11 protein-coding genes and 1 pseudogene are annotated in these 12952 nt (G+C 42.8%); 7 read left to right on the plus strand and 5 right to left on the minus strand.

The features are described from left to right. Positions 1-45 precede the first annotated feature (45 nt). A complete protein-coding gene (locus BUC20_RS15430) occupies positions 46-1110 on the minus strand; it encodes a branched-chain amino acid aminotransferase (protein ID WP_073231998.1) in 1065 nt (354 codons plus the stop codon). A gap of 222 nt (positions 1111-1332) precedes the next feature. Here BUC20_RS15430 and BUC20_RS15435 point away from each other — a divergent pair, with 222 nt between their 5' ends. The 4 genes from BUC20_RS15435 (at position 1333) to BUC20_RS15450 (ending at position 4155) form a co-directional block, all read left to right on the plus strand. Next, complete coding sequence (locus tag BUC20_RS15435) at positions 1333-1878, plus strand: hypothetical protein (protein WP_073231999.1); 546 nt, start codon at positions 1333-1335, stop codon at positions 1876-1878. 10 nt (positions 1879-1888) lie between these two features. Beyond that, entirely contained in the window at positions 1889-2290 is a 402-nt protein-coding gene (locus tag BUC20_RS15440; protein WP_143166822.1) for a hypothetical protein, read from the plus strand. A gap of 133 nt (positions 2291-2423) precedes the next feature. Then, positions 2424-3134 (plus strand): LytR/AlgR family response regulator transcription factor, encoded by a 711-nt coding sequence (locus BUC20_RS15445; protein ID WP_084528942.1) that lies wholly within the window; start codon positions 2424-2426, stop codon positions 3132-3134. 7 nt (positions 3135-3141) lie between these two features. Continuing rightward, entirely contained in the window at positions 3142-4155 is a 1014-nt protein-coding gene (locus tag BUC20_RS15450; protein WP_073232002.1) for a sensor histidine kinase, read from the plus strand. 9 nt (positions 4156-4164) lie between these two features. Here BUC20_RS15450 and BUC20_RS15455 read toward each other — a convergent pair whose 3' ends face one another. The 4 genes from BUC20_RS15455 to BUC20_RS15470 all read right to left on the minus strand — a co-directional run bounded on the left by BUC20_RS15455 (position 4165) and on the right by BUC20_RS15470 (position 9678). After that, a complete protein-coding gene (locus BUC20_RS15455) occupies positions 4165-6270 on the minus strand; it encodes a PLL family lectin (RefSeq protein ID WP_073232003.1) in 2106 nt (701 codons plus the stop codon). Between the two features lie 154 nt (positions 6271-6424). Further along, the gene (locus BUC20_RS15460; protein ID WP_073232004.1) at positions 6425-7387 is read right to left on the minus strand and encodes a tryptophan 2,3-dioxygenase family protein; all 963 of its coding nucleotides are present in this window, start codon (positions 7385-7387) and stop codon (positions 6425-6427) included. A gap of 10 nt (positions 7388-7397) precedes the next feature. Beyond that, complete coding sequence (locus BUC20_RS15465) at positions 7398-8696, minus strand: HAD-IB family phosphatase (RefSeq protein WP_073232005.1); 1299 nt, start codon at positions 8694-8696, stop codon at positions 7398-7400. 4 nt (positions 8697-8700) lie between these two features. After that, positions 8701-9678 carry an NAD-dependent epimerase/dehydratase family protein gene (locus tag BUC20_RS15470; protein WP_073232688.1) on the minus strand — a complete coding sequence of 326 codons (978 nt, stop codon included), beginning with the start codon at positions 9676-9678 and terminating at the stop codon, positions 8701-8703. 74 nt (positions 9679-9752) lie between these two features. Between BUC20_RS15470 and BUC20_RS15475 the strand changes: the two genes are divergently transcribed. The 3 genes and pseudogenes from BUC20_RS15475 to BUC20_RS33920 form a co-directional block, all read left to right on the plus strand. Beyond that, positions 9753-10934 (plus strand): formimidoylglutamase, encoded by a 1182-nt coding sequence (locus tag BUC20_RS15475; protein WP_073232006.1) that lies wholly within the window; start codon positions 9753-9755, stop codon positions 10932-10934. 126 nt (positions 10935-11060) lie between these two features. Next, positions 11061-12212: a TlpA disulfide reductase family protein gene (locus BUC20_RS15480; protein WP_073232007.1), complete on the plus strand. Its 1152-nt coding sequence runs from the start codon at positions 11061-11063 to the stop codon at positions 12210-12212. 462 nt (positions 12213-12674) lie between these two features. Further along, positions 12675-12952: pseudogene (locus tag BUC20_RS33920) on the plus strand (DUF6266 family protein); the annotation flags it as partial.

Here is a 12952-nt window from a genome sequence, read left to right on the forward strand (position 1 = left end):
GTTCAAAGGCGCCTAACAAAAATTATTTACAGTATTGCTGTAAATCTATACGATCCAGTTCCATCCGAACTCATCCGGAGCAAGTCCGTAGCGGATGTCATTTAATGTTTTCGCAATACTTGCAGAAACCGTACGTGTAGAAGGGTCTGTTAAGGTATATAACTTGCCTTCATAGCTGATTTCTCCAATCGGGGTTACCGTAGCGGCAGTACCTGCTGCGAATGCATCAGTTAATCTTCCGTTCTCGATACCTTCGATCACTTCTTTTACACTTACGCGTCTTTCTTCCACTTCAATGCCTGCTTTTTTAGCCAGTTGAATAATGGTATCTCTTGTTACGCCATCTAAAACAGTACTTCTTACAGAAGGAGTAACCAGTTTTCCATCGATCACAAAGATTAAGTTTGCAGTACCTGCTTCTTCAATAAACTCATGCGAAACGGCATCAGTCCAGATCAGCTGGTCAAAACCTTCTTTTAAGGCTTCTGCAAAAGGGTGTAAGGAACGGGCATAATTTCCGGCGGTTTTAGCATAGCCAACACCACCTTCATCTGCACGTGTAAATTCAGTTTCAATTTTCACTTTTAATGCTTTGCTGTAATACGGTCCTGTAGGAGTCGTTAGTAAAGCAAAAGTATATTTATCAGATGCTTTCACACCCAGGTAAGGATCTGTAGCAAACATCACCGGACGAATGTATAAAGAGTAACCATCCTGATTAGGTACCCAGTTTTTATCAATGTCAATCAGTGCTGCAATTCCCTGCATAAAAATATCTTCAGGGATTGCTGGCATCGCCATGCGTTGTGCAGATTTGTTAAAACGTTCAAAATTCTTGTTTGCTCTGAATACACTTACAGTATCATTTGGCTGACGGTATGCTTTCATACCCTCAAAAATTGCCTGTCCGTAATGTAAAGCGGAAATTGCAGGGCTCATCAAAATCGGCCCGTAAGGTAATACCTGTAAATTTGTCCAGGCGCCATTTTCGTATTCGGCAATAAACATGTGATCGGAAAATACCTTTCCGAAGGGAAGTTGAGAAAAGTCTGTTACTGTTAGTCTGCTTTGCTCAACTTTCGTGATGGTTATATCCAGTGTCTCGTTCATTTCTATTCGTATTTCTTCCTGCAAATTTAATAAAATTGCCCTTCTTATTTCTTTTTATTTTGCTTTTGAACAGTATTGTTAAGTGTCTTAGATACACTAAGATCCCCTTTGTTCCGCTTTATTTGAAATCCCTCAAAATACTCCTTAGTGGGTATTTCCCGCCGGAAGGCCTTTCCCTAAATTTGATCATCATCCTCTTCTTCCATTTTAAAAAATCAGATCATGAAAACAAAAACCATTGCCTTACTCTGCTTTTTTGTGCTTAGCGGCATTGTAGTACAGGCGCAAAGCTGGCCCAAAACAATTGGGGAGTTTAATTATTACCTCGGTCATAAAACCTCAGACCTCAAAAAAGCAATGAAGAAAGGAGGGCCTTTTGTTTATGACAAAGAGCTGGATGAACAGAAGGGACCCTTTCTGATGCGCTATTACGAATACGAAACCTATGATTTAACCCTGTATTGCCTGGAAGATAAAGTGGTTGGCCTGATCTGTTCGGAGTTGACGAAGCCGGATGTTCTTGCAATGGAAGCTGCCCTGAAGAGTAATGGATATAAGCTTACTCAGAAGATGCAATATATGGGTGGTTTTCCTGCCAATTACGCCAATCTATGGACCAGTGCAGATGGAACACGGCAATGCCGGGTTGTATATAAGGGTTTCCTGGACTTCGAAAATGATAAACCTATTTTTAATATGGATAAACTTGATTTTGTCGCGATCACTTATGCAACGGATATCATTGCTCTGGCTGTAGAAAAGAAATAATCCTGCAAATATGCTTAGACTAAACTTAATTGCTGTGTTGTGCTGCTGGGCCTTCTTGTCCTCCGCACAATCTGCTGAAAAAATGGTGGCATGGCTCAATGAAAAAACCGATCTGACGATGATCAATCAATGTAACCGCCTGAATTTTATCTCCTCATCGACAACTGTGGGCGCAGATGAAATGACATTTACGTATGGGGGAGGAAAGACGCTCCAGGTAAAATGGGCGGATGTAACGGGGATGGATGATGTGAATGAAAGATATAAATGTGTGACCATATATTTTAATCCGGGCTCTGATGATACCTGTAACCGCATTTTCTTTGTGCAGGAAAACAAAGAAATCCGGACTCAGTACCTGGCCTATGCGAAAGCTGTAGCGCTTCAGCATAAAGCAAAACTCAAAGAATAATTCCTCTAATGAATAATGGGAGCCAGGCCAAAGCCGGCTCCCGTTTAATATGCCCTACATCAGCAGACCTCCCGTCGATTTTTACTATGCAGGAATAACGCAGGACGCTATCTTGGTATAAAAAAGAATTGTCGTGTTAAATACTTTGAGCTGCATTATCGTTGACGATAGTTATTTAGATAGGGCAACAGTCCAAACGGAACTGGAAAACTTTAACCACCTGAAATTATTGGGGAGTTTTTCCAATGCAATGGCCGCAATGGAAATGATCAGGGCCAGGCAGCCCGATGTCTTATTTCTTGATGTGGATATGCCAGAAGTAAGCGGCTTGCAATTATTTGATAAAATTGACAGCTATTCTCCTGCCTGCATCATCATCAGCGCTCACCCTGAATATGCAGCTCTGGGCTTTGAATTAAAAATCTTCGACTATATCTTAAAACCCCTGGAAAGCGAGCGTTTCCAGCTCAGCATACAAAGGCTGGAAGATTTTACCCTGCTGAAGCAAAAAGCAACTGCCTACGATGTGCTTTTTCAGCAGGAGGAGATCATCTTTAAAGAAGGGTTGAATACGATGAAACTCAATAGCAAGGACGTGATCTACCTGGAGGCTTTTGGCGATTATACCAAAATCGTAACGGAAAAAAAGATGTACCTGACGCTGGCTACACTATCACATTTCCTCAACGCTCTGCCCGAGGGGAAGTTTATGCGCATTCACCGGAGTTATGTCGTTGCCGTTCATCAGGTAAAACGGCTGAATGTAAAAAACATGGAGGTTGGTGCCAGTGTATTGCCCATCGGGAAAACCTATCTGAAAGCAGCCAAACAAAGGTTTAAATAAAAAAGAAATGTATTCCAGGACTTTAACCATATTTCTGCTCTTGTTCTGGTCTTCGCGCTCTTGTTCAGCGATTTTTACACCGCAGGATCATGCCTGTAAATTCCTCTTTAACCAGTCAGTTGGAACAGGGTATTTTTACAGGCCAACTTTTAAACAGGCAAAAGATCATTTTGAACAGGCAGATGAACAGGCGCTGAAGATCGACCTGGTTATTCCCAGACGACTTCTGATTACTTTCATATCGGTATTGCTGATCGCGATTTCGTTGATTTACCTGAACTTTATAAATAAACAAAAAGCCAATTTATTACTGAATAAAAAAAACCGGCAGCTGGACATGCTGAACGAACAGCTGATGGCCGCGAACCAAGCCAAAGCTAAATTATTCGGCATCATTTCCCATGACCTGAGAAGTCCGGTGAGTCAGTTGTTTACCTTTCTGAGGTTACAACAGAACCATCCGGAAGTATTGTCTGAAGCTTGTAAAGACCAATGTCAGCAGGAATTGTTGCTGTCTTCCTCTAATTTACTGGTTGCTATGGAAGACCTGCTCTTGTGGTCCAAAAGCCAAATGGATCATTTTACCCTGAATAATGAGGACGTAGATATCACACATTTACTGGCAGAGCTGATGAGACTGCAGCAAGCAGAGGTAAAGGGTAAAAAATTGAAATTAGAGATTGAAAAACCGGATTATCAGTTTGTGTACAGTGATTATAACCTGTTATTTACCATCCTTCGGAACTTATTGCAAAATGCAGTCAGGCATGCCTTTTCCGAAACGGTGATCTCGATCTGTGCAAAGCTCAATGCACAACAGCAGCCCTATCTTTCCATCATCAATCATGGCGAAATGATCCCGGCAGAACGGCTGGAGAAATTGATCAATGATGTGGATATTAACAGCAAGTCGTCTGGTTACGGCTTGCTGATTGTTAAAGACCTCAGTACAATGATCGGGGCTCAGCTCAACATATGTAGTACCCCGGAAGGTACTACTGCTGAGCTGATCTTCTCCTGATTTTAAAATTTACCAGTTGCCATACCAGGTCCATACATTTCCGTCATGGGCGGCAGACCAGGTATTCCCATCTGCGCCGTCAATAAACAGATTCAATGCGCCTGGCTGTACGGAAGTTGCGGCCACGCTTGACCCTACTGCAAACGTTTTATCCCCAATAGCCCACCATCCGGCCCATTTGCCCTTGGTATGCGGACCACATGCCGCAGTCCAGATCCGCCCGTCTTTGCCCACCGCAAAGATGTCTATATGTTCAGGAGTATGGTTCGCCACAGAAATGGTGCTGCCTGGCGTAAATGTTGCTCCTGGTATGACCGTCCAGCCTTGCCAGCCGGTAGCCGGACTCCAGCTTGCAACGCAAGGCAGCCCATCTGTGTCCACCCCAAATAAATCCAATTGATTTTCCTTACGGCTGATGGAAGTGATGGCAATACCCGGGATGAACTTATGGTTGTTGAAATAAAACCAATCTGTCCATACATTGCCGGTATGGGCTCCCCAGCTATTGGTATATACCAGACCATCATTTCCGGTCACAAAAATATCGAGTATGTCTTTTGAGCGTGAGGTTGCTCCAACAGGTGAGCCTACAGGTACTTTTAACTGACCAAGTTGCCACCACCCGTTCCATTCGCCATTTGCACCACTACCTGCCGACCAGATGTGCCCATCCTGACCTGTGGCAAATACATCTACGAAACCAGCATTTCTGGATATCCCGGCGACTACCGTACCCAATGTAAATATCCCATTCAAAATAGACTTCCATGGCCGCTTGATATTGATCGGTGGCGGACCTCCGGGAATTGTCACGAAGGTGGTATAGGTCCAGGCCTTACCATCCAGACCAACCACCAGTAAACATATTTTGTTGCTGTTGAATAATTTAACCGCAGTTACTGGCGAATCGGCACTGGCCTGCCCACCGGCAACCCCAGACCAGGCAGTCCAGGTATTTACTTTCCATTCACGGCCTACAATATTGTTTTCCCGGTTTACTTTGAATAAAGAGATTCCTCCTTTATACATAGAAAGAGCAGAAAGTACACTCGCCGGACCCCAGTTCAGCACAGCATCCATGGTTGCTCTGTATTTGCCGCCGTGTCCTGTCCAGGTAATCTGATAAGCCCCCGACTCCAGGCTGCTGCCAAATTTCCCTCCCTGATATGGAACATCAAGTGCCATCGTGAAGGGTGGAAATAACCTGGCTTTGGTAAATATGGACTTCAGCCATCCCCATAATTTATCGATTACATAGGCCATGATCTTGCCAACAATGATACCCAGGCCAGCGCCGATCAGGCCACCAATAGGACCTCCTATTTTTGTGCCAAGGGCAAGGCCGGTTTCTTTCGCATATTTCTGGACTTGTTCTTTTACTTCAATTACGATTTTATCCATCAGTTGTATCAGCTCGCTGGTAGCGGATACAGCTATGGCTACAACGAGCGTGCAGGGCCGGGGCCAGCCCACACCATAGTCTAAATTTGCAATACTGAAGGTCCTGTCCGGCCAGTCTTTGTGGTTCCCGGTGTCCCAGCCGCCTTCCAGATCTGAAATGGCTGTTGGGGTCGAGTTGCCATAGGCATCAATCATTACCCCCTGCATACTAACATGGTCACTTCCAAAGGCGGTAAGGCCGGTTTCTTCCAGGCAATCCAATCTGGTTACCCGCCATCGGAGGCTGGAAGTGCCAAAGCCAGGCCAGTTTGCATTTAAAGGTTGCTGCCCGGCCTGCCCTTCCTGTCCAAAGACTTTGAAGTTGGGAGAAAGACCAGATAGCTGAGCCGCAACAGAGCTTGCACTGACCAAATCCACTTTCTTAAATAAAGTAGCATTTTTAGTGGATATGCCTGTGAAAGTTCCAGTCCTTTTGAAAGTTTCTGAGAGCGACTGGCTGGCAAGACGGATATCTTCTGCGGGGATGCCCTTGTAAAATCCCGTAAAGAAATGCTCGATGGAATTGTTCGCCGCAGGCATCCTGATGCCACGGTTACTTGTACTTAACAGCACCCGTTGTGCTGCAAGTATTACTTTGTCCGAAACATCTTCTGCGATAGACCTGTAATTAGGATCTGTAAGTTCGGTTGGTGATACTGCTCTTATGGTAGCCATATTTTTCGTTGGTTGATTAACCGAATTTAAAATATAGCCTTGTCTGCTGTGGCAAATAATCGATGAAGGGTCCCAAATAATCGATAAAGGGAAAGACCCTCAAAAAACAATGGGAACCAGCTTTCTGTGCGGTTCCCATTGTGTATGATTTGATTTAGCTTTTCAGGTCTTTAAGTACACTCAATACCCAGCCTTTTCCCCATTCTTCCATTTGTTCTGCTGTCCAGAGGAAGGGGTAGAAAATTCTTTTCTGAAAACGCGGAGGCAGGTATTTCTGCCAGTTGGTGCCACCTGTAGCAGCAATGTCAACCGGATCCCTTTCCAGATACCTCACCGCAGATTTATAATGAGAAAGCGGCCATTCTACATTGACAAATAAATCCAGTTTCCTCAACTCTTCTGTTAATGCGGTTACGTCCTGTCCTTCTTCTTTTACTTTGTGGTAAAGCGCAGAAAAATTACTGTCTTGTCTGTCTTTTACCAATTGTAAAAACTGGGCTGCGTATTTATTGATGAACTGTTTCAAAGTAAGTGTCTGTTTGCCGGTTGCCAGTTCTGTTGCACCTGATTTCCAGTAAATGTGCTCAAACTGCTCTTCGATAGTTGCATTGGCAAGCGCTTCTCTTTTATCTTTATCCACCAGGCGGCCGAAATCTGTGGCACTGATCTCAATCATCCGGTATTGTCCGGACTGAAATCCACTGGCAGGTAATAAGGACATCCTGAATTTCAGGAACTGTTCTTTTTCCATTCCGTTTACCATCACTTCAAAAGAAGAAACCAGAGCGTTAAAATACGCATTGATCCTTTTCACGCGATCCGTAAAGAAAGCGGAAGTCAGTGTTTCTTTTGCTGCGGCAATCTGGTTAAACTCATGTAAGGAAAGCTTAAAGTACAGCTCTGTAATCTGATGGTACATGATAAAGATTTCTTCATCAGGGAAGGATGTTTTTGGCGCCTGTAAGCTCAACAGGGTATCCAGATGGATATAATCCCAGTAAGTTAAGAAATCGGCATACAACAAGCCATCCAGATAGGCCGACATGTCCTGTCCCATTGCTGCATATTTTTCCTGCAGCTTGTCCAGTTTGTCTTTTATTTGTGGGGTTAGTTCCATGGTTTAATCACTAGTATAGCACCCTGAATTTGATGGTATGCTCAATCTTTTTTAAGGATTTAAAGAGTTGTTTGTCGTACTGGGCATTGATATCGGTAATCACATATCCGATGTTCTGATTGGTCATCAGGAACTGCGCCACGATATTGATGTCATGCTTGGCAAAAATAGTATTGACCTTGGCCATAATCCCCGGAACATTCTGGTGAATATGGATCAGACGGTGTGATTTATCAATTCTTGGCAATTGTAAGTTCGGGAAATTATTGCTCAGGTGGGTAGTTCCTGTGTTCATAAAATCAATCATTCTTTTTGGAATGAAAGTCAGGTTACGGGGATTGGATTTTAAATCGTCAAATACCACCACGCCTTGTGCGGTACAAGTGGCAAGATCAACCTTGTTCTTCGCCTGTCCGAGGTAACCCAGCGTTTTTAATTTTACCGCTCTCTTTAATTTTTCAAGTTCTATCTTCTCACCATCAGCCAGCAGCATCATGTGTACATCTGCTACATATTTTTCCTCAAAGGAATCCTTATGACGGATAGAAAAACCATCTTTCTTCAGTAAGGCGATGCTTTGAGGATCTACCTCTCCAATCACGAGGCAAAGAATCCTGTTTTTGGGGTAGGAGATGGCTCTTGGCAGGTTGTTCACATACAGGAACTCATCAAAACTGGGAGTGATGTGATCTGCTTTTTTTACAATGCTTTCTCTGGAAATGTTTTCTGTAAAAGCATAGAACTTTTTGATCAGTCCGCTTTCTCTCAATTGAAAATCTGAGTAGCCATCGCCGATACCATACAGGTTTCCTTCTAGGTTCAGCTGCTGCATTAATTTCACTTTACCACCTTCTTCACTTAAAGGGTTGGCATGGTCGTAATCTATAATTTTGCCATCGCCGGTGGTGACAAAGGTGTTGGCGTAAATGTTTTCTTTTTTGATGTGATACTGGCTTACCACAGGGGTGATAAACTCTTTAAATCCACCGGAAACGATCAATACTTCATCTGCATGTTTCTTAAAAAACTCCGCATTGCGGGAGAAGGAAGCTGATACTTTTTTCTTTAAGCGCGTAATCAATTGTTTCAAATGATCTTCTGAAGCTTCTAAAAGTTTAACCCTTTGGGCAAGGCTCTCCCCGAAAGACAGTTTACCTTCCATAGCCAGGTTGGTATAATCTTCGATTTTTTTGAAGATGGCCTCTTTTTCAGGGTGTTTTTTCAGGGAAATACGGGCCAGCTCATCCAATGCCTCTACCTGGGTAAAGGTGCTGTCGAAATCAATGATGTAAATATTCTTCTGGTTCATAATTTTAATTGAGTGGGAGCTGTTTCAGGGCCTGGCAGGTTTCTGCGACCGTCTGATCAAGCGGCTTAAATGTTATTCCGATGGTATCAATTATCTTTTTATTGCTGTATAAACTTTCATTCAGGCTGCTTCTGGCAGCGTCACTGGTTAATGCGGCGGGTTTTCCGGTAAATAGGGAAGCAAATTTTGCTGCCCTCCATGCAATGCCAAGCATCCATGGTTTTGCTTCTTTAGCGGGGGCTTTAACCCCAAAACCTTTGGCAATTTCTCCGAAAAAGCGCTGGTAATTGTAGTTTTCTGCACTGATGGTAAAACGCTCTTCTGTAATCTTGCTGTTCATCAGGGCAATCATGCTTTTGGCCACGTCCTGGACATCGACAATTCCTGTAGCTCCCCTGGTATAATAAGAAAGGCCGTTTTTTACCAGCTTAAAAATTGCTCCGCTTCCTTCAAATCCGGCGTTTCCACCAATAATGACCGAGGGATTTACAATTACCGCTTCCAAACCTTCTGCTATTCCCCGCCAGACTTCCATCTCTCCTTCATATTTGGAGATGGCATAGGAATGGGCTTTTGAATCGTATTCCCAAAAATCCTTTTCTGTAATGAGTTGTCCTTTTTTTGCATTTCCCAAAGCGGCAACAGAGCTGACATGAAGTAACCTGGCCTGGTGTTCAACACAGAGGTTTACCACATTGCTCGTCCCTTCGATGTTTACTTTCAGTAATTTCGATTTGTCCCTGGGGTCAAAAGAAATCATCGCCGCACAATGGTACACCTGATCAATACCTTCAAAAGCGGTATCCAGTGAGGAAAAGTCGTTGAGGTCTGCAACCGCCCATTCGATCAGGGGATTGTCCTTTATTAAATCCGGAATGACGGAATGCTCACGCTTTAAGGCTCTGAGCTTTGTTCCCTGTCCGGTTAGCTGATGTATTAATTCTGCCCCTAAAAATCCAGTAGCACCGGTAACCAATATCATTTCATTTTTTTTAGGATGTTCATTAAAATATGCTCTCAAAAATAGATATTTGACAGATACATTTATAGTACAATATGTCTTTATCAGATTTTTTTTCTCCCATCAGCCCCGACAAATTTGCCCCAAAACATGGTTTCTATACCAGTCAGTTGGGTTTAAAGGCTGCTTTTTACACGGATAAATTTCCGGAATTGGAGGGAAATCAATATGATATTGCCATTTTTGGCGTACTTGACGACCGTGCAGCAGTGAATAATGAAGGTTGTGCGCTTGCTCCGGACTATTTCAGATCGCAATTTTACACCTTAAATGAGGGTGCTTATAACAGCAGGATCATAGATTTGGGAAATATTAAAGCCGGGTCCTCTATCTCGGATACTTATGTAGCTGTTAAGATGGTGGTGTCTGAGCTGATCAGGTTACATATTGTACCGGTCATCATTGGTGGCGGACAAGACCTGACTTATGCCCAATACCTGGCTTATGAGAACCTGGATCAAAAAGTGGATCTGGTGGTGGTCGACAATAAATTTGACCTGGATGAAGAAGATCAGGAAGGGCTGGCGGCAAAGTCTGATACCTATCTGAATAAAATCCTGTTGCATCAGCCCAATTACCTGTTTAACTTCAGCAATATCGGTTATCAAACCTATTTTGTAAATCAGGAAAGCCTGAAGGTGATGAGTAAGCTGTATTTTGATGTGCACCGTTTAGGCGAATTTGCAGAAGACATTACACTCACTGAGCCGATTGTACGCAATGCGAACATGATCAGCTTTGACATTGGTGCCATCCGCTCTTCTGATGCAAAGGCGAATGCCAATGCCGGACCAAACGGTTTTTATGGAGAACAGGCTTGCAGGATCACCCGCTATGCGGGAATGAGTGATAAGCTCAGCTCGATTGGATTTTATGAATTCAATCCTGCTTTCGATAGCAATGGACAGACGGCAATGTTACTCGCTCAGATGGTCTGGTATTTTATTGATGGTTATTATAACCGTAAGAAAGATTTTCCACTGACTCCAAAATCTCAGTATCTGGTGTACCGTGCAAGTTTAAACGATGGTTCCGGTGAGATGCTCTTTGTAAAGAGTAAAAAGTCCGATAGGTGGTGGATGCAGGTACCTTATCCTTCAGGAATTACTAAAAATGAACGTTTTCATTTGGTACCCTGCCGCTACGATGATTATACGATGGCTGTAAATGGAGAAATGCCCGACCTGTGGTGGAGAACCTATCAAAAACTATTGTAATTTTAATCGAATTATAACGTTAAAGGTAAGAGGGACAGGCTTCTTTGTCTTTAATTAAGTCTAAATGCCGGCTATAAGATTTGGCACTAGCATAGAAGATCATAAACTAACAAAAAACAATATTCAATGAAAAAAACGTTAATCACTGCAATCTGCTTATTACCGATTGCAGCCATGTCTCAGGGCAAATTTACTGTTCAGGGCAAAGTAGGAAGCCTAAATGCACCGGCAAAAGCTTTTATTGCTTACAGAGTGGGCCAGAACCAGGTTACCGATTCTGCAGCAATTGTAGCCGGAAAATTCACTTTCCAGGGACCTATTAGTGGGATTGCACAAGCTCAGATCAGAATAAAACATGACAATGCTGTAGTAGATCCTGCAAAACGTGTTCCTGCTGATGTGATCAATTTTTACCTTGAGCCTAATAAATCAATAGAATTGGTTGCAGCTAAGGATTCTATTAAATATGCAGCGATTAAAGGCTCTAAATTAAACGACGATAACGAAAAGTATAAATTGCTGACTAAATCTGTCAACGAAAAAGGGGCAGCTTTAATGCGCGAATACCGTAGCAAAACAGAGGCAGAGCGTAAAGATGAGGCTTACATGAAAACGGTGATGAGCCGTGATGACGAAAACCAGAAAGAACTGGAAGCCATCAATAAAACATTCATTGATGCGAATCCAAATTCTTATGTGAGTTTAGTGGCTTTCAGAGGCTCTTTAAGCGAGATTGATGTGAATGTGGTAGAGCCACAATTCAATAAATTTTCCGCAGAAGTTAAAGCAACAGATTTGGGTAAAAATATCGCAAACATGATTGCTTCCGCGAAGAAAACTCAGGTTGGACAAATGGCTATGGATTTCACACAAAATGATGTGAACGACAAACCAGTAAAATTATCTGATTTCAAAGGTAAATATGTATTGCTTGATTTCTGGGCATCATGGTGTGGACCTTGTCGTCAGGAAAATCCTAACGTAGTGACCGCTTATAAAAACTTTAAAGACAAAAACTTCACTGTACTTGGTGTTTCTTTAGACCGTCCGGGTAAAAAAGCAGATTGGTTACAGGCGATAGAAAAAGACGGATTAACATGGACACATGTTTCTGACTTACAATTCTGGGACAATGCTGCTGCAAAAGCATATGGCATCCAGTCTATTCCTGCAAACTACCTGATCGACCCAACTGGTAAAATTATTGCCAAAAATATCAGAGGTGAAGAATTGCAGAAAAAATTAGCAGAAGTTTTAGGCGCAGGACAATCTAAATAGTCTTCCGTTTTAATTCGAAAAATTCTTATTTAAACATCATCGGAGCGCGTGTCCGGGAAATATCCGGATGGGCTTATGCTCCTCTTAAATGGCTGAATGAATGGTTTGCGAAGCAAATGATTTAATTCAGCCATTTTCTTTTGTCAGTAAACGGGCTGGCTCCTCCTCCTTCTTAGCTCATGTTCTCTTTGCTTTAACTGGCAACAGGGTTTGGGATCGGTCTGTACCAAGTCTTTATTTGCTGCTTATTTGCTGCTTTCTTGCGAGGAGGTTGGTAGGGCCCTGTAGGGCCTGGAGCCCTGCCAAGCCCTATTGTTGTCTGATGAAAATTAATTCTAAATTAGAAGTAAATGAAGCCAGTGTACGGCTGGTGTATTGACTTTAATAAAATTTATTACTTATATTAGTGTTGTTGAGTATAAGACTATTAACTTTTGTGATTAAACAATTAACTCTTTAAATATGGCGAAAGCAGCAAATGGTCCATTAGGGACCTTAAACGGAAAATTACATAACCTGGTATTTTATGTGCTAAACGGACAACACGTTTGTCGTACGATAGGCGATCCGGGTAAACCAAGCATCAACCAGCTGGCCAACCGCCAGGAGATGTCGGTAACGATGCGTCTGGTGAAGTCCATCAGAGAATTTATCAGTGTCAGTTTTGACCTGGAAGCTCAGGGAACAGTTAAAAACGCACATAATCTGGCTACTTCTTATATTAAAAAGAAGGCTTTAAA

Origin of the sequence: Pedobacter caeni (assembly GCF_900129215.1) — a bacterium.
GTDB classification, from domain to species: Bacteria; Bacteroidota; Bacteroidia; order Sphingobacteriales; family Sphingobacteriaceae; genus Pedobacter; species Pedobacter caeni.

Excerpts from the sequence above, each read along its gene's own strand:
- BUC20_RS15430 (WP_073231998.1), bottom strand. The coding sequence starts at position 1,110 with ATGAACGAGACACTGGATATAACCATCACGAAAGTTGAGCAAAGCAGA.
- BUC20_RS15435 (WP_073231999.1), top strand. The coding sequence starts at position 1,333 with ATGAAAACAAAAACCATTGCCTTACTCTGCTTTTTTGTGCTTAGCGGC.
- BUC20_RS15440 (WP_143166822.1), top strand. The coding sequence starts at position 1,889 with ATGCTTAGACTAAACTTAATTGCTGTGTTGTGCTGCTGGGCCTTCTTG.
- BUC20_RS15450 (WP_073232002.1), top strand. The coding sequence starts at position 3,142 with ATGTATTCCAGGACTTTAACCATATTTCTGCTCTTGTTCTGGTCTTCG.
- BUC20_RS15455 (WP_073232003.1), bottom strand. The coding sequence starts at position 6,270 with ATGGCTACCATAAGAGCAGTATCACCAACCGAACTTACAGATCCTAAT.
- BUC20_RS15460 (WP_073232004.1), bottom strand. The coding sequence starts at position 7,387 with ATGGAACTAACCCCACAAATAAAAGACAAACTGGACAAGCTGCAGGAA.
- BUC20_RS15465 (WP_073232005.1), bottom strand. The coding sequence starts at position 8,696 with ATGAACCAGAAGAATATTTACATCATTGATTTCGACAGCACCTTTACC.
- BUC20_RS15470 (WP_073232688.1), bottom strand. The coding sequence starts at position 9,678 with ATGATATTGGTTACCGGTGCTACTGGATTTTTAGGGGCAGAATTAATA.
- BUC20_RS15475 (WP_073232006.1), top strand. The coding sequence starts at position 9,753 with ATGTCTTTATCAGATTTTTTTTCTCCCATCAGCCCCGACAAATTTGCC.
- BUC20_RS15480 (WP_073232007.1), top strand. The coding sequence starts at position 11,061 with ATGAAAAAAACGTTAATCACTGCAATCTGCTTATTACCGATTGCAGCC.